This window comes from Spiroplasma attinicola, from assembly GCF_023509825.1.
In the GTDB taxonomy this organism is placed as follows: domain Bacteria; phylum Bacillota_I; class Bacilli_A; order Mycoplasmatales; family VBWQ01; genus Spiroplasma_D; species Spiroplasma_D attinicola.
This window is the reverse complement of record NZ_JAKQXY010000001.1, coordinates 601,753-622,711: the sequence shown is the minus strand read 5'-3', so window position 1 is coordinate 622,711 and position 20,959 is coordinate 601,753. Positions and strand designations below refer to the sequence as shown.

The 20,959-nt window shown below is 24.5% G+C and carries 21 protein-coding genes; 2 read left to right on the top strand and 19 right to left on the bottom strand.

The features are described from left to right. Positions 1–86: 86 nt before the first annotated feature. The 5 genes from LT335_RS03060 to LT335_RS03040 all read right to left on the bottom strand — a co-directional run bounded on the left by LT335_RS03060 (position 87) and on the right by LT335_RS03040 (position 6,281). Positions 87–800 (bottom strand): hypothetical protein, encoded by a 714-nt coding sequence (locus LT335_RS03060; protein WP_249728573.1) that lies wholly within the window; start codon positions 798–800, stop codon positions 87–89. Between the two features lie 166 nt (positions 801–966). Then, entirely contained in the window at positions 967–1,452 is a 486-nt protein-coding gene (locus LT335_RS03055; protein WP_249728571.1) for a Panacea domain-containing protein, read from the bottom strand. Positions 1,453–1,584: 132 nt separating this feature from the next. Then, positions 1,585–3,855 (bottom strand): DEAD/DEAH box helicase family protein, encoded by a 2,271-nt coding sequence (locus LT335_RS04585; protein WP_249728570.1) that lies wholly within the window; start codon positions 3,853–3,855, stop codon positions 1,585–1,587. Further along, complete coding sequence (locus LT335_RS03045; protein WP_249728568.1) at positions 3,846–5,516, bottom strand: site-specific DNA-methyltransferase; 1,671 nt, start codon at positions 5,514–5,516, stop codon at positions 3,846–3,848. Before LT335_RS03045 ends, LT335_RS04585 begins: the two co-directional genes overlap by 10 nt. A 141-nt stretch (positions 5,517–5,657) precedes the next feature. Further along, positions 5,658–6,281 (bottom strand): ECF transporter S component, encoded by a 624-nt coding sequence (locus LT335_RS03040; RefSeq protein ID WP_249728565.1) that lies wholly within the window; start codon positions 6,279–6,281, stop codon positions 5,658–5,660. A 110-nt stretch (positions 6,282–6,391) separates the two neighbouring features. On the opposite strand from LT335_RS03040, the gene LT335_RS03035 reads away from it, so the two are divergent. Next, positions 6,392–6,955, top strand: coding sequence for an inorganic diphosphatase (locus LT335_RS03035; RefSeq protein ID WP_249728564.1), 564 nt, complete (start codon positions 6,392–6,394; stop codon positions 6,953–6,955). Positions 6,956–7,087: 132 nt separating this feature from the next. Next, positions 7,088–7,663 (top strand): hypothetical protein, encoded by a 576-nt coding sequence (locus LT335_RS03030; protein ID WP_249728562.1) that lies wholly within the window; start codon positions 7,088–7,090, stop codon positions 7,661–7,663. A gap of 41 nt (positions 7,664–7,704) precedes the next feature. On the opposite strand, the gene LT335_RS03025 is transcribed toward LT335_RS03030, so the two are convergent. The 14 genes from LT335_RS03025 to LT335_RS02965 form a co-directional block, all read right to left on the bottom strand. Beyond that, positions 7,705–8,070 carry a hypothetical protein gene (locus LT335_RS03025; protein ID WP_249728560.1) on the bottom strand — a complete coding sequence of 122 codons (366 nt, stop codon included), beginning with the start codon at positions 8,068–8,070 and terminating at the stop codon, positions 7,705–7,707. Positions 8,071–8,088: 18 nt separating this feature from the next. Then, complete coding sequence (locus LT335_RS04675) at positions 8,089–8,274, bottom strand: lipoate protein ligase C-terminal domain-containing protein (protein WP_374982215.1); 186 nt, start codon at positions 8,272–8,274, stop codon at positions 8,089–8,091. 170 nt (positions 8,275–8,444) lie between these two features. Next, positions 8,445–9,368, bottom strand: coding sequence for a hypothetical protein (locus LT335_RS03020; protein ID WP_249728558.1), 924 nt, complete (start codon positions 9,366–9,368; stop codon positions 8,445–8,447). Positions 9,369–9,380: 12 nt separating this feature from the next. Beyond that, positions 9,381–10,373 carry a lipoate--protein ligase gene (gene lplA, locus LT335_RS03015; protein ID WP_249728557.1) on the bottom strand — a complete coding sequence of 331 codons (993 nt, stop codon included), beginning with the start codon at positions 10,371–10,373 and terminating at the stop codon, positions 9,381–9,383. A 24-nt stretch (positions 10,374–10,397) separates the two neighbouring features. Continuing rightward, the gene (locus LT335_RS03010) at positions 10,398–11,531 is read right to left on the bottom strand and encodes an alpha/beta hydrolase (protein ID WP_249728556.1); all 1,134 of its coding nucleotides are present in this window, start codon (positions 11,529–11,531) and stop codon (positions 10,398–10,400) included. Then, on the bottom strand, positions 11,482–13,023 hold the full coding sequence (locus tag LT335_RS03005; RefSeq protein WP_249728555.1) for an FAD-dependent oxidoreductase: 1,542 nt from the start codon (positions 13,021–13,023) through the stop codon (positions 11,482–11,484). The genes LT335_RS03010 and LT335_RS03005 overlap by 50 nt, the downstream gene beginning before the upstream one ends. Before the next feature lie 133 nt (positions 13,024–13,156). Beyond that, positions 13,157–14,410 (bottom strand): acetate/propionate family kinase, encoded by a 1,254-nt coding sequence (locus LT335_RS03000; RefSeq protein ID WP_249728553.1) that lies wholly within the window; start codon positions 14,408–14,410, stop codon positions 13,157–13,159. A 24-nt stretch (positions 14,411–14,434) separates the two neighbouring features. Next, positions 14,435–15,484: a phosphotransacetylase gene (locus LT335_RS02995; protein WP_249728552.1), complete on the bottom strand. Its 1,050-nt coding sequence runs from the start codon at positions 15,482–15,484 to the stop codon at positions 14,435–14,437. A 7-nt stretch (positions 15,485–15,491) separates the two neighbouring features. Beyond that, a complete protein-coding gene (pyrH, locus tag LT335_RS02990; protein WP_249728550.1) occupies positions 15,492–16,226 on the bottom strand; it encodes a UMP kinase in 735 nt (244 codons plus the stop codon). Between the two features lie 87 nt (positions 16,227–16,313). Beyond that, on the bottom strand, positions 16,314–16,988 hold the full coding sequence (locus LT335_RS02985; protein WP_249728549.1) for a hypothetical protein: 675 nt from the start codon (positions 16,986–16,988) through the stop codon (positions 16,314–16,316). A 37-nt stretch (positions 16,989–17,025) separates the two neighbouring features. Beyond that, complete coding sequence (tsf, locus tag LT335_RS02980) at positions 17,026–17,871, bottom strand: translation elongation factor Ts (RefSeq protein WP_249728547.1); 846 nt, start codon at positions 17,869–17,871, stop codon at positions 17,026–17,028. Positions 17,872–17,888: 17 nt separating this feature from the next. Continuing rightward, on the bottom strand, positions 17,889–18,707 hold the full coding sequence (gene rpsB, locus LT335_RS02975) for a 30S ribosomal protein S2 (RefSeq protein WP_249728546.1): 819 nt from the start codon (positions 18,705–18,707) through the stop codon (positions 17,889–17,891). A gap of 230 nt (positions 18,708–18,937) precedes the next feature. Continuing rightward, positions 18,938–19,468: a hypothetical protein gene (locus LT335_RS02970; protein ID WP_249728544.1), complete on the bottom strand. Its 531-nt coding sequence runs from the start codon at positions 19,466–19,468 to the stop codon at positions 18,938–18,940. Further along, positions 19,437–20,909 (bottom strand): AAA family ATPase, encoded by a 1,473-nt coding sequence (locus LT335_RS02965; protein WP_249728543.1) that lies wholly within the window; start codon positions 20,907–20,909, stop codon positions 19,437–19,439. Before LT335_RS02965 ends, LT335_RS02970 begins: the two co-directional genes overlap by 32 nt. Positions 20,910–20,959: the final 50 nt, after the last annotated feature.

The following is a 20,959-nucleotide window of genomic DNA, read 5'->3' as shown; positions in this document are numbered from 1 at the left end:
CCCCTTAATCTAAATTATTTAATTTCAACAATAAAATTATAATGAAAAAATATCTTTTTACCAAGTAATTTATTTTTTTATATTAATTAAAAACGATTTAATCTTGCTAAACGTTTTCGTACTAAAGCAAATAACAAATAAACAAATAAAAATCGTGCTAATTCAATTGCTAATAAAATAAAAAATAACGTAGCACCACTTTGATAAAAGGCTTTAATTGCTGCAAAATATTCTTCTGGTGCTGACAAATTGCTATTAGCAAGAATAACAACTGTGACAATAAAAGCAAAAGTTGAAACAATCGCATTTAATGGAATTAAAATCAATCCAGCAAAAGTATGTCTGATAATTGATTCATGATAATTATTATTTGTTTTACAATACTTGTTTGTTTTATTTTTAAACAAGCAAGCAAAAACAAGAACAAAAGAAACAACAAAAATAATATTGGCAATGTTATCAAAAAACATTTGAATTGGTGGATGATCACTATCAATTGCAAAATGTAATCATGGTTCAATAATAGCAATTGCTAAAGTATATCAAATCTTAATAATTGGAATTGCCAATGCCATAATTAAAACATCAAAAATTCTTAATGGCACTTGTGCACCAACAATTGGAATTTTAATTTCAATTAAAGAAAGAGCAACTGCTAAACCAAGCAAAATTCCTGTTAATACTATTTTAAAAATTTCTTCTTTTAAATTAATTGGTTTTGTTTTTCTTAATTTAAATCATTTAGGTTTTTTGCTAACTTGTTCTTCATTAAGATTAATTATTTCTACTTCTTTTTCCATTTTCTACCTCTAGTTTAATTATAATTTTTATAATTAAACAATTAATAAGATTATAAAATAATTTGAAAAATAAAGCAAGAAAAAAATATAATGTAATCTTTAAGTTATTGTATTAACACATCTTTTTTAGTTTCAATACATTTATATTGAAATAAACTAAAATTAATTAAGACTGTCATGTTTTAACAAATTTTTCTAAATCTGAAAATTTTATTTTTCTTGTTGAAGGCTCATCTTCTTTTAAGCCTTTACGAGCTTTGATTCAAGGACTAGTTTGATGAGTTTTCTCTACTAAATTAAAAGTATTTTGGTTTTTATATTTAGTAATTTTTTTATCAATAAAAGCCATTATTTCTTTATCATCTAATGATAAAAATTTAATGAAAATTGGTCCTTTATCAATATCTAAAGTTTCATATTCATCAAAAAATAAACCATTATATTTTAAATGATTATAAACAGTTCGTAACACTGGCCCATAAATTCAAGCTTCAAATTCGTCTTCAAAAAGTTTTTGATTTTTTTCTTTCAGATATTCCAAATATAAAAAATATAAAATTTTTTGAATTTTAACTGAATCAGTTACTTTATGTCTTTTAATTATATAATCTGTTATTGCAAACAATTTATTTTGAACTTCAATTTTTTCCATTTGCTAACCCCTCCCCTATTTCTTTTACTTATATTATAAATTATCATTTTCAACTTTTCTTGAAAATATTTTTAATAAAGATAGTATTATAACTATAAATACTCAATCAAATGAACAAAAGAAAAATAAAAATTATTTAATTAAATTTATAAATTTATCTATTATATAATATTGAAAATCTGTTTTTTCACTATTTAACTTTAAAATTTTAATAGGTTTCTTAATTCCGAATTTATCTTTACCAGAATAAACTAAACAAAGTTCTAATTTATCATTACCATTTTCTAACATATACTGTTTATAACTTTCTAATAAATCATTTGTTTTATTTTCATCATAATCATTATAACTTTTAACTTCTATCATATAAATTTTCTCAGACTCAGTAACAAGCATAAAATCCATATAAGACTTTAAATAATTTTGTTCTATAACAGAAAAGTATTCAAAATATATACTTGAGCCAAGAGTTGGCATTTTAGCAAAGAAATTAATATTTATTTTTTCTTTGAAATATTTATTTTTTGCTTCTATTTCTTTTAAAAATTCTTCCAAAAAACACATTTCAGCATAAGAATCCAAATATTGAATATTTATTGCTTCTTTAATAGATGATATCAATTCATATCCATAATTTTGATATTTTTCTAAACCTTGAATTTTTTTATCATCATTATTGCTTACTCAAATTTGATAAAATTCTTGTGCTTTAACAGAATTTGTCAACTTAAATTTTTCTTTATTTCTATTATTTTTATATGAATTAGTTAATGCATCCTTAAAACGACTAATATAATCTTTTATTATAGTATAAAGTATTATATCTCTTTCAATTACATTTTTTTCAGCAAAATTTTCAATTATATTCATAACATGATTTGAAAAAAGAATATTATTTTTTAAAATTTTATCATTTATAAAAATTCTCAGTTGAATTTTATTTTTAATATACAATTTTGCTGAAAAATTATAAGATCTCTTTTCAGTTATATAATTTTCAGAATAATCTGGATATTCTAACATACTCAGAAAAGAATATTTTTTACATAATTGAATAAAAAAATTATCATTAATAATTTCTTGAATATATTTATAATAATTATTAAAAACAAGTTCTCTATTATCTTTATTAATTGTCCCTTGATAAAATATTCTATTTTTAAATTTATCTTTTAATTTATATCCTTCTAATTCTCTACTTCTCTCTTGATAATTAGAATATACATAATATTTATTTGTGATTTCATTAAATTTTAAATTAGGATACGGATTTCTTTTTACTCTTCCAAGCGTTTGTATATTTAAAGTTTCAGAGCAAATAGATCGAAGTTGAACTAACATACAAGCTCTAGGAATGTCTCAACCAGTTGCAGGCCCAACTTTAAAAATAATTACATCATACAATGAATCATTTTTCGACGCTTCTTCTAATGTAACATCAGCTTTTATATTCCCAGACTTTTTTTCATCTGAAAAATATTTCATATAAGTTAATCCTGAATTTTCTATTATTTTTTCAATTTTAGACATATTTTTATTAAACTCAGACTCTCTTTTCTGTAGCTTTGAAGATACTTGAATTAACATAGCAGGTCTAATATAAATATCATCATTTTCTAGTTTTTTATAATTTACCTTAATTTCATTTTTAAATTGATCAACTGCTAATTTTAAAATTGTAAATTCTTCAGAATCATCATTAATCAACTCTTCAGTTATATTCGGTTTTACTGCTTCTTCTTTTAAAAGTTGAACACCATCATTTTTCATTTCTTCACTCTTTAATTCAATAATTGGATTTGAACCATTTGGTGTTGCAGTCATTTGGATTGTAAAATTTGCTATATTATTAAGTTTTGAATCTATAGTTTTATCAGATATCTCATCAAGTTTAGTAAATTTATTTGTACCTTTATGTGCTTCATCGCGAATATAAATAATTTCTCATTCATTAGAATTTCTAATTTCTTCTATAAAACTATCAAGTATACCTTCCTCAGAAAAAATTTTTTTCTTTCCAAAAGAAGAAGTACCAAATATTAAAACTTTATTTTCTTCTAAATTAAAAGGTTTAATTGACTCAATTTTTTGCGCATTTAATGAAGGCGATATTCTATATTCAATTTCAAAGTTTTGAAAAGAAAGATATTTTTTATAATTTTCTAATTTATTTGAAAAAGCTCTAGGTAATTCAGCATCAGAAATAGTTGCTATTATAAACATTATTTTTTTCTTCTTAGTTACTAAATTCTGTGCAAAAATTTTAGATATAAAAGCTGAAGCCATAAATGTTTTACCAGAACCTGTAGGTGCTTTAAAACTAACAATTTTTTGTGATGAATAATTATTATAAAAATCAATTAATTTATTTACAGCATTTTCTTGAGATTTTGTTAAAGTCATTTTTTTACCTCATTTAAAATCTCTGATTTTTGGAAATTATTATAAGGGTTAAGGCCAGATAAATCATAAAAAATATCAATTTCTTTATTTTTATAATTATTTGATAACAATTTCAAATTTCTAAAAGCAATTTCCTTTAAATTGTCAATTTTTTCTTTTGAAGCAATTGAAACATCATAATGATTTAAAGCAAAAACTCTTAAATTTTCATTATTAAAAGGTTCATTTTTTTCAATTCAGTCAAAAGTTTCTTCTTTTGTTCCTTTACCATTTATTAATCTAAATAATCTTTCATATGTAACTTCTAATGCAATATTATTTTCATTATTTGTACAAAGAATAAAGTTTCTACATCCTTGGTCTTCTTTATTTAATTCCATAACAGCTTGTCCTGTTGTTCCAGAACCTGCAAAAAAATCTAATATAGTAGCATCTTTTTTAAAAGAAGAAATTAAAAATTTAATTAAACTAGTAGGTTTTGGAAATTGAAAACTATTTCCCATGCCAATACTTTCTAATTGACTGCTTCCTGATTTAGTTGTCATTGATGAAGAAATAATAATATCTTTTGCAGTATAAACAAAATCTCTTTTCTTAGTAAAAATTTTATAACTACTTTTATTCGGTTCTGCATAAAGATTAAAGCTTTCACTTTCAACTTTTGATTTTTGTCATCTTCAAACTGCACCTATGCCATCTTTATTTTTTGGTGGCCAAATTTCTTTTCATTCATCCTTTTTAACTACAGAAAAATCTTTACCATTTGTATAAATAGGAAATCTTAAATTTTTACGTGTAATTTCATTAAATTCTTTTATATTAGTATTATGTAATTCATTTTGAATGATAAATTCAGAATATTCATCTTTTAAAATTTCTTCATTTCTTTTCTCATATATTTTGGGCATTAATTTTTGTGCTTCGTCTTTTAAAATTTCAAACTTATTAATAGTAGAAATATCTTTTGCATAAACTAATATATATTCATATGTTTTGGCAAACATCTTTCCAGATATTTGTCTTCCTTTTTTATTAGAAACTCAAACAAGTTGATTTACAAAATTTTCTTCACCAAAAATATCATCCATTAATACTTTTAAATAAGCTTGTTCACTATCATCTATTGAGATAAAAATAATTCCTTCATGAGACAAAAGTTTCTTTGCCAAATAAAGTCTATCTCTCATTAAATTCAATCAACCATTTCTTCCAAATTTATCTTTATAAACAAATCTTGAATAACTCCCCCCCCCCCCCAATTTAGATGATTCATTACCATCAGTATGAGCAGAACTAGTATTATATGGTGGATCTATATAAATAACATCTATTTTCTCTTTATGTGTTAATAATAAATTCTTAAGACATTCATAATTATCACCTATTATTAGTTTATTCTCATTTTCTGCAGAAACTTCCTTAACATTTATCCTCATTTTTTCAATTTCATAAATGATACCTACTCAACCATTAGCAATTTCAGGAGAAATATCAAATTTAAAACCTAACCCTGTTCTCTTTAATATAAAATCCAAATAACCTTGAACATCTTGTCCTTCAGGTATAGAATTTATAATTCCTTTAGCTATTAATTTTTGATCATTATTCAAATATTTTTCATTAAATAATTCAATTTTTTCTAATGCATACTCTTTTCTCATTTTAATTCTCCTATCTTAAATAATAATTATTTTAATTATACTTAATAGGTATAGATAAGCAAATCAAAATTGATTTTTTCATTAAAAACAACTTTTAAAGTGTTTTTTTAAAATATTTAGAAATAAAAATTAATTATAAATTTATAAATTAAAGTGATGCTTTAAAAACAAAAATGGCTTTTTTAACAAACAAAATAAAATAAAAATCAAAGTAAATTTAAAAAGATTATAAGGCAAAAATAAAGTTCAAAGTAAACTTTTTAATGCCTGAGCACCATATAAATCTAAAATAAATGCCCAATTAAAAAAAGTATTTAAGAAACTAATAATAATAGTTGTTAAAACAGCACTACTAATATCAAAAATTAATGATAGTTTTCAATTACTATTTTTATTAAAAAAATAAAATAACAAACTATTAATTAAGAAAAAAACTGCTAAAGTACTAATTGAGCTTAACATATAAGCAAGTTCGCCAACAACATTTGGTGGCATCGTATGAGGAATAATTAATCGCAATCAAGGTGCAATAACTGCTATTAACAAACTATAGGGCAACCCAATAATAAAAACTGCTAAAAGATTAATAGTAGTACCAAAATCAATTGTTAAAAAATCATTAAAAAAAACTGGAATTTCCAATAAACTAATTAAAACTGTTAATGCTAAAAGTAAGACAATTAAAGTAATTTTATGAGTTGTTAATTTAAAACTACTAATTATTTTTTTATTAAATTGTTTTTTAAAATCTTTATCAGTTGTCATTTTTAGTTTCCTATTTATTTTTTTACTTTATTAATTATAATATTAAAGTACTTTAAAATAATATATAATTGAAAATAACTGTAATAACAGAAAGGATTTATTGATAAACAATGGACAAAAAAACATTAACTGTGGAAATGATTGTTGAAATTCCCAAAGGTTCAAAAAATAAAATTGAATATGATATTAAAAAAAAGGCATTCATTTTAGACCGACCATTATATGGTGCTAATTTCTATCCTGGTGAATATGGCTATATTCCTAATACTTTAGATTATGATGGTGATCCCTTAGATGTAATATCATTAATTACTTATCCGACTTTCTCTGGTTGTTTAATTGAAATTAGAGTTCTTGGAGCAATTGAAATGATTGATGCTGGTGAAATTGATACAAAAATCTTTGGTGTTCCAAAAAGTGATCCAAGATTTAATGATTATCAAACTTTAAAAGATGTACCCCAACATTTACTTGATGAAATTACTAATTTCTTTTTACAATATAAAGCTTTACAAAATAAAAAAGTTGAAATTAAAGGTTTTCTTGATTTAAATCGCACAGTAAAAGAAATTGAAGATTGCAAAATGTTATATACTAAATATCAAGAAGAAATGTTAACTTGAGACAAAAAAGATTTAGTAACATTATTAATGAAAAACAAACATAAAAAATAATTAAAATTCAATAAAACTTTAAAATTCCCCCCCCAGTTTTCTGGAGGGGGGAATTAAACATATAAATACTATTAACTAAAATGATTGATATAATAATTTCCCAATAAGAGAAATTCAAAATTAGGAAATACTATGAGTTTACATATTCAAAAATTAATAAAACTAATAATAATTGCATTATATAGTGCCTTAGTTTTTGCTTTAAAAGAGGCATTAGCAATTTTGCCAAATATTGAAGTTGTCACTTTTCTTTTATCATTTGCTGCTTTAGTCTTTCCTTTTCGAATGGCAATCTCAATTCCTTTAATTTTTAATTTATGTGAAATTTTACTACGAGGGATTGCTACTTGAGTAATTTTATATATGGTTGCCTGACCTTTATTAGTAACAATAATTTGATTATTTAGAAAAGTAATTAAAAAATGTTGATGACTATTTATTATTATTAATAGTCTTTGAGGATTTAGTTTTGGTACTTTAGATGCTTTTCTTCATTTACTTTTATATGGCAAAGCTGATTTTTATTTATATTGATTAAATAGTTTACCATTCGATGCCATTCATGGTGTTAGCAATGCCGTTGTTGCTAGCATCCTTTATAAACCAACTTTATATTTATGAAATTTACGCTTAAAATATTACATTATTGACTTTAATGACGAAAAAGAAATAAAAGAAAAACCAAATTTACCAATTAATTCCGGATAAATAAAAGCCTTATAAGTGACTCTTATAAGGCTTTTTAGTAATTAAGATATATTAAATCATCCATTAATCTTTTCAGCATATATTGTAGTTTGTTGTATTCAAACTCTTCGTTGTTGTTGTGAACAATTTTTTAATCTTTTTAATATCGGCACATCGTAAGGATTACCTTTTTGTTCAACTAATTTAAAAGCTAAATGTTCAACATTATGAAACTTATATATAATACTAGAATTTGTTCTTTTATTATTAAAATGCTTCATATATTTATTTACTTCTAATTGTCTTTCATCGCTTAAAAGTGGCTGACCAGTTTCAATTAATCGTTTAAAATAATTTTCAATAAATACATTAATACATCATAAATCTTCTTCTGGTAATCATTTTATTCATTCTCATGTACGACCCATAATAAATTACTCCCTAACTTATTTAATCAAAATCCGAACAATTTCATCTTTAGTAAAGTTTGAACCAAAAACTGCTTTAACTTGACTTTCATTAAGTAATTGATTAATTGTCTGATAATTATAAGGTTGATTAACTAGTTGACTTTCTAAAATTTTTGTTCCTTTAAATCCAAGAAAATCACCATAAATCTTAATTGTTTTAATTATTCCTTACTCAACTGCAATCTTAACATCAACTGTACTTCTCGTTTTAAAAAACCACCAGGAATTTTCCCCCAGTTTTCTGGAGGGGGAAATTAAACATATAAATACTATTAACTAAAATGATTGATATAATAATTCTTATAAGACTCACTTATAAGGCTTTTTAGTAATTAAGATATATTAAATCATTCATTAATCTTTTCAGCATATATTGCAGTTTGTTGTGCTCAAGCTTTTACTGATTGTTTTGTTTTAGCTGTCATGCCTTTTTTAATTTTTATATTGTAAGGATTGCCATATTCAATAATTAAATTAAATCCTAAATGCTCAACATTGCGAAACTTTAAGATTACACTATTTTCTTTTCTGTTATTAGCAAAATGTTCTTGGTATAATTTCAGTTCTAATGCCATCTCTTTGCTATTTATTGTTCGACCAAATTTAATTAATCTTTCAAAATAATGCTCAATAAATCTAGTTACACATCACAAATCTTCTTCTGGTAATCATGACATATGGGGTTCTTCTATTATTTCATTAACAAAAACTTGTTCTTGTTTAAAAGGATTTATTTTTAATCACTTAAGAATCGCTTGTGCATATTTCTTAGTTTGTAAATCTCAAAACTTTAAACATTGTTCTGATATTTGTGACATTCCTCTTTTAATTTCAATATCATAAGGATTACCATGCTCTACAACAAATTTAAAGGCTAAATACTCAATATTATGAAATTTTAAAATAACACTATCATTTGTTCTTTTAAAACCATAACGCTGACAATATAATTTTACTTCCAGTGCCATTTCTGTACTATTGATTGTTGAACCAAATTTAATTAATCTTTCAAAATAATGCTCAATAAATCTAGTTACACACCATAAGTCTTCTTCTGGTAATCATGAGACATATGTTTCTGAATCGTTTGCTTTAACATCAAAAACACCATTATTGACTTGATTAATAATTACATTAACACTATTTATTAAATGAACTTTTAAATCATCACTAAAAAATGAATTATCACTATTATATCAATTTTTTTGTTGTTGTAATTTTTCTAGTAATTTATCTCGATCAAGATATTTAGTCATTTTGTTACCCCGTTATTTAACTAAAATCCGAACAATTTCATCTTTAGTAAAGTTTGAACCAAAAACTGCTTTAACTTCACTTTCATTAAGTAATTTATTAATTGTCTGATAATTATAAGGTTGATTAACTAGTTGACTTTCTAAAATTTTTGTTCCTTTAGATCCAAGAAAATCACCATAAATCTTAATTGTTTTAATTATTCCTTGCTCAACTGCAATCTTAACATCAACGGTACCTTTATCTTGTAAGTAAACTTTATTTTCTAAATTAAAGGCAGGTGAATTACCATAATTTCATTGTCAAGTACGATATTTTGCTTGTGCTAATTGTTGAGCTTTGGCTACTAATTCTGGACTGACATCAAGAATTTTTGTTCCTTTTGTTGTTTTTAATTCTTCAATAATTAAATCTTTAAATTGCGCAATTGTAATTTTTTGATCTAATAACGGTAAAATGTTTGTTACTCGTGCTTGAACTGATTTAATTGCTTTTGATTGTAATTTTGTTAAGTCAGGTTTTAAAGTTTGCGGTAAAATTGTTAAATCAACATCAAATAAAATTGTGCCATGATGCATAATCCGGTTTTTATAAACATATTGGGCATTACCAGAAATTTTTTTCCCAGCAACTTCTAAATCATTTTTGCCACTAAATTGGGCATTAACACCTAACTTTTGTAAAACAGTAATAATCGGTTTAGTAAATAATGGATAATTACGAACATTATCTTTGTTTTTATTAAAAATAAAAGTAAAGTTTAAATTTCCTAAATCATGATAGACAGCACCACCACCGGATAATCTGCGGACAACATTAACATTCTGTGCTTTAACATAATCATTATTTACTTCTTCAATTGTATTTTGATTAACACCAATAACAATTGTATTATCATTTTGTCATAATAATAAAATGTCATCAGTTATTGTTTCATCTTTTGTTAGTAATTCTTCTAACGCTAAATTATAATAAGGATCTTTACTTTCATTACGATAATAAATCATTTTTACTCCTTTAATATGATAAATTTACTTGCCCTTATCATTACTAAATCATCGTTTAACAAATTTTAAAACTGTACTAGTATACAATTCATAATCAGTTGTGATTGATTGAATATGACCAGCATTTTCAACAATTAATAATTGGCTAAAACCTTGTCTTTGAGTGGCATTTTCACTTTCAACTTTTGCTTGATAAATTCTTTTTGTCATTGTAATTGGCACAGTTTGATCTAATGTTCCATGAATAAATAACATTGGTGTTTCAGCACAATTACTAATTTGTCGAATTGGTTTAACATCATTCATGTTAAATTTGTCATAATAAAAAAATCATCATTTAATACCAAAATAAAATCAAAATCAATTAACTTTAAGATTTATTTGACCTAAAATTTTTATCATATGACTAAAATCATCATAACCACAATCAAAAATTGCTGATTTTACACCATAATCTTTTAAAGGTAAAGTAACTAAGCCTTGAAGAATTGTTGAAGCACCCATGCTATTACCAATCAAAGCATATTCCAAAATATTTTCTTTATATCGTGTTTTTAAATACTTAATTACTGCTAATAAATCTCTTGCTTCATTTTTACCAAATGTTGTTGCTGTAATATCACTGCTACCATGATTTCTAGCATCATAAACTAAAACATTATATCCTTCTTCATAAAAAGGTTTTGCTAAGTATAAAATACTATAACGATTTTGCATTCATCCGTGTAAAACAATAACTCATTTATTAGTTGGTTTTTTATTAATAAATAAAAATGTTGCTAAATTTGTATTATCAAAACTAGTAATTTTAATATCTTCTGGTTTAAGATTAGCTCATTCTTTTTCACTAATTAATAATTTTTTTGAAGCTTTTTTTACTTCCATATCATGATTATAAAATGCTAAAGTATTTCATTCAACATTGGGATAATTAGGATTATCTACAATTCCAGATTTAGGAAAGTATTCTAAATAATCATATATCTTCTTTCCTAAAATTAAATTAATAAGCAATTTTGGAATAATTCAAATTGGAAATGTTAATAAAAGGATTATTTTTAAATATCAAGGAAGGCGATATTTAATTTCTTGAACTGGTAGTTTAGACTTATCATCCTTTTTCTTCTTGGTTTGTTGTTTGCGATGCTGCTGCTTCATTTAGCTGTGCTCCTTTTTCATATGGATCTGGATATATTATATCATTTTGACTTAAAAGACCAGTCGCTAACACTGCTGCTGCTGTTACATAATTATATGGTTTATTAAAGTGTGGTAAGAAATACATATCAATTAATGGTAGTTCATCAATTGTTACATTTTTCATAATTGCTAAAGAAAACATATAAATAACTTCAGTATGATCATATTGTGAACCAACTTCAGCACCTAAAATTTTTCGTGTTTTCTTGTCTCAAACAATTTTAATTTTTACTTGATGATTATCTTTCATAAATGGTGGATAAATTGTATCTTGATAATAAATTGCATCAACATTTTCTTGACCAAAAATTGCTTTAGCAGAAATTTCTGATAATCCTGTTGCAGCAAACTTTCAACCAAAAACAGAAATCGCATTAGTTCCTTGAACTCCAGGGAATGGAACTTGATTATTAGTTGCAACATTTAAACCAGCAACTAAACCACTACGAACAGCATTTGTTGCTAAAGCAATATTAACATCTCGTCCTCAGGCATTTGAATGAATTGCAATACAATCACCAACAGCATAAACATCATCATTTGAAGTTTGGAAATATTTATTAACAATAATTGCCCCACGAGCATCTAATTTTAATTCACTTGAACCATCGTTATTGATTAATACTTTAGTATTTGGTAAAAATCCAACTGCCATAATTACTAAATCAGCTTGATATTTACCACGATTTGTTATAACTTCACTAACATGATTATTTTTAACAGTAAATTCAGTTAAGACTTCACCTAATTGTAATTTAACACCAGCTTTTTTCATATCAGTTTCTAAATCATTAGTAAACTCAGGATCATAATATCTTGGCATAATACGATTTTCAAAATCAATTAAAGTAACTTCTTTATTAATTTTAGTAAATGCTTCTACTAATTCAATGCCAATATAACCAGCACCAATTACAACAACATTTTTAACAGAACTTTTGTTTAATTCCGTAATAAGCGTTTGAGCATGTTGATATAATTTTGAAAGATAAATTCCTTCTGTTAATTTATAACCATTAAGTAAATCATCTTGCACTACACCATTTTTTAATGCTAATAAACCAGGAATTTCTTTACCACCTGGATTTAAAATTGGTCATGAACCAATTGCTAAAATTAATTTGTCATAAGTTTCAGTAAATGCTTGATCAGTTTTTAAATTTTTAATTGTTAAAGTTTTGGTATTAGTATTTAACTTTGTCATTTCGTGTGCCATATTAACTTTGGCACCCATTTTAGTTAATTGTTCAGCAGAAGCATAAAATAAACCTCTCGCATCATTAAATTCTTTACCAACTCATAAAGCAATTCCACATCCTAAAAATGAAATATTATCATTACGATCATAACAAACTATTTCTGCATCTGGATAATTACGAATTAAAGCTTTAACAGCTGTTGTTCCAGCATGATTAATACCAACTAAAACTACTTTTGTCTTTTTACTCATTGTCTTTTCCCCTCACTTCAAAATTTTTTAATATAAGTAAATTATAATATAAGTGAATACTGTAATAAATATATTCTTAAAAATTCTTTGTTAAATTACGACAATAAAAAAAGACCATTTGGTCTTTTTAAAATTATTTAATTAAAGTAAAAGTATCATAACAAATCATAATTTCTTCGTTTGTTCTAATTTTATAAACGGGAATTTTTGAACTAGATTCACTAATTAATAGGTAATCTGAATATGATGCTTGATTTTTTTTCTCATTAAGTTTTAATGATAAAATTTTAATTTCATCAATAATTGCTTGGCGAATTTCAGCAGCATTTTCGCCAATCCCAGCAGTAAAAACTAAAGCATCAACTTGATTATCCAAATCATTAGCATATTGAATAATATAATTAGCAATTCTTTGCGTAAACATTTTGATTGCTAAAGCAGCTTGCTTTTGTTTTGGGTGTTTATTATCATTTTGGGCAGCAACAACATCACGAATATCAGAAGAAACTTCACTAATCCCTAATAATCCGGAATCCTTATTTAAAGCATCAGTAACACTAACAATTGTTTCAGGTTGTTTACTATTTTTAGTAATTTGACAAAGATAATTGTGAATTGAAGGATCAATAATACCACTTCTTGTTCCCATAATTAAACCATCTAATGGTGTTAATCCCATACTAGTATTGTAACTTTGACCTTTTTTAATAGCACAAACACTAGCACCATTACCTAAGTGACAAACAATGGTGTTAATACTTTGTGCTGGTTTTTTTAAAATTTCAGTTAATTTTTCTAAAATATAACGATAACTAATACCATGAAAGCCATAGCGTTTAATTTGATAATTTTGATATCAACTATAAGGTACAGAATAAAGGTATTTTTCAGCAGGTAAAGTACAATGAAATGAAGTATCAAAGACAGCAACATGTTTAATCTTTGGATTTAAAACTTTAAAAGCATGATAACCTTTCAAAGCTGGTGGATTATGTAAAGGTGCCAAAGCAACACTTTCAATTAGTGCCGCTTCAACTTGATGATTAATAATGGTTGAGGTAACAAATTTTTGACCACCATGAACTAATCGATGACCAATACCAACAACTTCATCAAAATCTTTAATTACTTTGAATGCTTCTAATTGTTCAATAATTAACTTAGCACCAAAATCATGATCTTTAATTGTGATTGTTTTTTCATGTTTGACAACATTTTTATTTTTAATAATTTCAGTGATAATTCTGCTACCAGAAATTGCAATTCTCTCAACTAATCCTTTAGCTAAAATTTCAAATTCTGGTTTTTCATTAACCAATTGAAATAATTGAAATTTAATTGAACTAGAACCAGCATTAATAACTAAGATTTTATCATTAATTTCCATTACTATAATTCTCCTCTACTTTTATTAAACTTTATTTTCTTTTACAGCAGTTTGAGCACAAGCAATTAAAGCTGTACAAAAAATATCATCAATTGCAGCACCTCGTGATAAATCATTTACTGGCTGATTCAATCCTAAAATAATCGGTCCAACAGCCTGATAACCACCCAATCTTTGAGCAACTTTATAACTAATATTGCTAGCATTTAAATCAGGGAAAATAAAAATATTACATGGTCCAGCAAAATCTAACTCTGGAAATTTCTTTCTTCGTGTTGCTTCATCAAATGCTGCATCAAATTGAATTTCCCCAGCAACAATAACTTTTTCTTTACCTCAATTAATATTTTTTAAATTAGTAGCAAGATTATGCATTTTAATAACATCTTCACCAGTACCACTATTATTAGTTGAATATGATAATAAAGCTAATTTAATTTGCGAAAAATGATTATTATCAAAAGCTTTTAAATTTAATGAAGCAGAAAGATCAACACTTGCTTTTGCAATATCAATTAATTGTTCAACTGTTGGCTTAATATTAATTGAACCATCAGCAAAAATATAAAGTTCTTGTTCTTTATTCATTAAAAAAGCACTAGAAATTGTTTTAATACCTGGTTTTGGCTTAATAATTTGTAATGCCGGTCGTAAAATATCAGCAGTAGTAAAGTTAATACCAGCAACTAAACAATCAACAACATTAGTTTTTAATAACATTGTCCCATAGTAATTTTTACCATCAATTAAAGTTTTAGCTTGCTCTAAAGTTAAACCTTTATCTTTTCTTAAATTATATAATTCTTCGCTTAATTGTTTTTTTTCTTTATCAGACACAACAATTGCATAGTTTTTCAATTCATTTGGAATTGTTTCTGTTTTTTCAAATAATAAAACTGGAGTAACTAATTTATTAATTTTAATTTTTTCGTTATTAATATTAAATTCTTCATTAATTAATTTTAATGCTACAGATTGAATCTTTTCATTTTCTGCTTCAGGAAATAAAATCTTAATTGGTTTAGAATTTTTTTGTTGGTAAATAGTCATTAAAATATGATCTTTTAAAGTCATTATAATTTTATCCTTTCTTTTTTTTATTACTAATAATTGTTGAAACAGCTTTGCCTTGTGCTGCTTTAATAATATTATCTGGTTTATTAATATCAAAAACTAAGATATCTAAATTAGCTTCCATTGACATTGTTGAAGCAGTTAAATCCATTACTTTTAAATTTTTATTAGTAATATCTTGATAACTTAAAGAATTAAAACGAGTAGCATTTTTATGAACTAATGGATCTTGATCATAAACACCATCAACACCATTTTTAGCCATTAAAATAACATCAGCTTTAATCTCTGCTGCTCTTAAAGCGGCTGTTGTATCAGTAGTAAAGTAAGGATAACCCGTACCACCCGCAAAAATAACAACATAACCTTTTTCTAAACGACTAATTGCTTTTTTATAATAATATGGTTCAGCAACTTTATTAACTTCTAATGCTGATTGAACAATAACATTTAAACCTAAAGTTTTTAATTTTGATTCTAAAACTAAAGCATTCATAATTGTTGCTAACATGCCCATATAATCAGCATTAATTCGATCTAAACCAACTGCAGAACCTTGCTTGGCTCCTCTTCAAATATTGCCACCACCGATTACTAAAGCAACTTCAACTTGATTATTAATTAAAGTTTTAATTTGTTGACAAACTTTATCAATTTTTTGGTTATTATATAAGTCATCTTTCAAACCTAAAGCTTCACCACTAACCTTCAATAAAATTCTTTTATACTTAAATTTTTCCACTTTCTCCTCCAAATTTATTTAATTATATGTATTATACAATAAAAAACCACAAGAATAGTTGTGGTTTTTTATCATTTTTTCAATTTATTATGATTGTTGTTCTTGATTAGATTCAACATTAGTTGTCACTGATGTTGTATCAAGATTTTCTAAATTAACTTCATTAATATTTGTATCAAGATTAATATCTTGTGTTAAGATTGCTTGTTGTGCTGCAATCTCTTCGCGATTTGCTTGGTTTCTTGCAATAATATCAACAAGAACCTCTTTAGCAAAGAGTTTTGCCTTTGGTGTAAAGATTGTAATTTTCTTTTTATTATTTCGATATCCTTGTTCATAAATAACTTGTAAACTATTTTTCTTTGTTTCTAATGAAATAATTTTTTCAGTATTAATTGCTTGACCAAAAAATTGTAAAGTATTATTTTCTGCATCTAAAGCAATACCAAAATCATAAGCAAATAAATAAGCCAAAATTAAAAATGCTACTAAGAAAAGAAATTCAAAAACTAAGATTGAAATAAATGCTGGATCTGAACGAATATAACTATCATCATAAGTTCAAAGTTTCATTCCAAGCGGTACTATCGTAAAAGCAATACCAATTACTGCCATAATAATTGACAATGTAAACAATGGTTTATTTAAGAACTTAGTTTCAGTTCTTGTTCTTTTATAAGTAATAAAGCCTCAAAAGAAAACTGAAGCTAGTAAAACAAACATTACTAATAAAACATAATATATAATTTTAAAACTAACCATTTAATTTATCCTCCATAAAGTGTTTTTTTTGAATTAATTAAATTAATTCTCCTACTTCATATCGAATTATATTTTTAATTGTAGCATTATTTTTGCTTAAATATTGTTTAATTGTCATTGAATTATCTTTAATATAACTTTGGTTAGTAATTGTTAATTCTGCTAACGCTTTATTAACTTTACCTTCAATCATTCGATCAATAATTTCTTTTGGTTTATTAATATCTTTTACTTGTTCTCTTGCAATTTCTAATTCTCTTTGACGATATCCTGGATCAATATCATTAACATCAATAAACTTTGGATTCATTGCAACTAGTTGCATTGCAATATTTTTTGCTACTTCTTGATCTTTAGTTCCAGCAAGAGTTACAAGTCCAGCTCTAACTCCACCAGTATGAATATAAGAACCAAAAATTTCATTATTAGTTTTATCAATTACTTTGAATCGTTTCAAAACAATATTTTCACCTAATTTAGCAATAGATTTAGCAATTAAATCATTTAAAGTTTCTGTTTTTGAAACTGATAATGCTAACGCTTTTTCTATAGTTGCTACTGGCTTTTCTTCTTTAATAATTGCTACTAAGATTTGATTTAATAAATTATTAAAATCTACCGTACTTGATACAAAATCAGTTTGACAATTTAGTTCAATAATTACAGCACGATTTTTATCAATTAAAACTTTTGTAATTCCTTCAACAGCAACATTATTAACTTTTTCCATTGCTTTTGATAGCCCTTTAATTTTTAAAATTTCTAATGCTTTATCTAAATCATTTTTTGATTCAACTAAAGCTTCACGACAATCACTAAGTCCAACACCAGTTGCTGCTCTTAATTCTTTTAATAAGTTAATATCAACTTTAACTTCTGACATTCTCGTTCTTGTCTCCTTTATAATTTTGCATCTGCAACTTCTGTTTTTGCTGCTTCAACAAGTTTTACTATTACTGCTTGATCAGTTTTTTCTGTTTTAGGTGCATTTGTTTCATCTTCAGAATTTTCTTTTGTAATTTTAGTTGTTCCTGAATGTGGTTTTCTACCATCTAAAATTGCTTGCACAATAATATTAGTAATTAAAGTAATTGATTTTGTTGCATCATCATTTCCAGGAATAATATAATTAATTTTTTCTGGATCGCTATTACTATCACAAATTGCAATTACTGGAATATTTAATTTTACTGCTTCTTCAACAGCAATTTTATTAGTAATAATATCGCTAACAAAAACTGCATCTGGCAATTTATACATATTTCTAATTCCGCCAAGATTTTTATCTAAACGGTTTCGTTCTTTTTCAAGTAACATTTGTTCTTTTTTTGTTAATAATTTTAGTTCACCACTTTTAGCTTTATTTTCTAAATCAATTAATTTTTTAATACTACTTTTAATTGTTTTAAAGTTTGTTAAGTTTCCACCTAATCAACGTTCTGTTACATAAGGTGAATTAGTTTTTAAAGCACCATCTTCAATCGCTTGTTTTGCTTGTTTTTTAGTTCCAACAAACAAAATTTTGCCACCATTAGCACTAAGTTCTTTAACATAATTATAGGCTTCATCTAATTTACGAATTGATTTTTGTAAATCAATAATATGAATCCCATTTCTTTGTCCAAAAATATATTTACGCATTTTTGGATTTCATCTTTTTGTTTGGTGACCGAATTGAACACCAGCTTCTAAAAGTTTTTCTCTTGTGACAATTGACATAATTGCTCCTTCATAATTTGTTTTTCTTCCACTAACTTCAACATAACCACTTTAATAAAAGCACTAGGTTATGAAATTGATTAATGTGTTGCTTAAAATTAACTCTATTTATATTAAGCATTAAACATTATACACATTTTTTATTGTATTTACTAGGTCTTTATAGAAAAAAATGGCCGTTTTAAAAACCATCTTTTTCTATAATTTAATTTATACAAATTATAAAAATACTAAATATTATATTTATAATTATTTATTTTTTCATCAAAATCTTCTGATCTCATTATCACAATATTTGTATCTTTCAATTCATATTTAAGGGGCTTAAGTTCAATGCGTTGATTTCTAACTCTATCATCTAATTTATAAACAAATATTTTTTCTACTGGCCTTGGTTCTCAAACCTCATCTTTATCAAGATTATGTCTAAAACATTTTAATGAATAATAAAATTTATCTTTTAATGTCTTAGAAAGCTTATGCAATTCATTTTTCATATTTTGTCTTTGTTTAATTTTAAATTCAATAAAAATAAATTTATTTTTATTGAAAGAAATGGCATCAACAGATTTATTTTCTTCATATTTTTTACATTTGTTACATCCCTCTTTTAAACGGTCACCACTTATTGCTTCTTCTTTTGATTTAACACATGGCTTATTATTATGTTCCCCACCCATAGATAAATTTTCAAAAGTATTATGATAGCTTTTATACATTATTTCTAAATTATGCTTTATGATCTCAGTCATATTCATCATTTTCAAGTTTTCTAAATGGACCATTTAATACTGAATTTATCTTTTCGGGACGTTTTTCATTGATAATAATTGAATCTTGTTTATCATCCTTGGTTAAAAAATTATAACTAAATTTCAGTTGTTTAAATTGTCTCGTTGAAAAAGATTCAATGATATCAATAATATAAGGACTATGAGTTGAAATAACTAATTTAAAGTTTTTAATTGTAGCGGCAACATCTAATAATCACTTTATAAATAAATATTGTCATTCCGGGTGTAAAAAAGCCTCAGGTTCATCAAGAATTAAAATATTATTTTCACTAAAAACAGTTGTATTAATTAATTGTTGAAAAGCTTCAATAATTTTTAATCCTTTCGAAGCATTAATAAATTTAATATTTGCTCCTCTTTTATTAACAAAAATATTATTAACTTTATCAAGTTTATTATTTAATGAAAAATAACTTTCAAACTTTGATTTTATTTCATTTTTAAAGAAAATTTCATTTAACGCTTTGGCATTTTTGACACTAATTTTAGTATCCAAATCAGAATCAAAATTATTACTTGTAAAGCTAAAAATACTTGAAACATTATTATTTCTTAAAAGAAAATATTTAAGATAAAAATTGTTTATTTCATCTTTTTTAGACAATGTTTTCTGATTAATAATTTTTTCAAATAATTTAAATGTATCACTAATATAAGTAACATCATTATAAACTTTTAAATTTTTATTAATTATAATTTTATTAGTAATCTTAATAAGATCATTACCATCTAAAGATAAAATTAAACTAGTATTTTCTTCTAAATAATTTTTATTTTTAATATCTTCATTAAAATTTTCTTCAAAAATATTATTTGAAAGTAAAGAATAAATATCTGCTTCATCTTTTTTTAAGATTACAGTTAACTGTTTGACAAAATTATCAAAAATATTATTAGTTCCTTGTAAAACTTCTTTTAAATTTCGTAAATGATAAAAATAATATTTAGCTTTATTCTTTTGATTATTCTCTAAAAAAAAATTTAAATTTTTAATATTACTATTAATTTTTTCTTGATTTTGATTGAAAAAAACTAAATAACTTTTTAAAAATTCTTTTAAACTAAAATTATTTGCATTTAAAAAATTAAAACTATCTAAACTATTACTTAAATCTTTAATTGATAAAACTAATGATAATAAATCATTTTTATCTTTTAATTTCTTAGGAATTTTAGTTTCAAATTCTTCTATATTATTTTTTAAATAAGTAGAAATAGAATTTGAAAAATTTGAAAAATTTTCAAATAAATCAGATTCAATATTTATAGATAATGTTTTCAAAGCTGAAAACAAAATTTTATTTAAATAACTCTTCCCAGTATCATTAATTCCAGCAATCACAGTTACATCAGAAATATTTAAAGTACATTCATGAAATGGACCAATATTTTTCAAAGATAACTTCATCTTTGCCCCCTTTTAGAATTAAATTTTATTTAATACAATATTAATAAAAT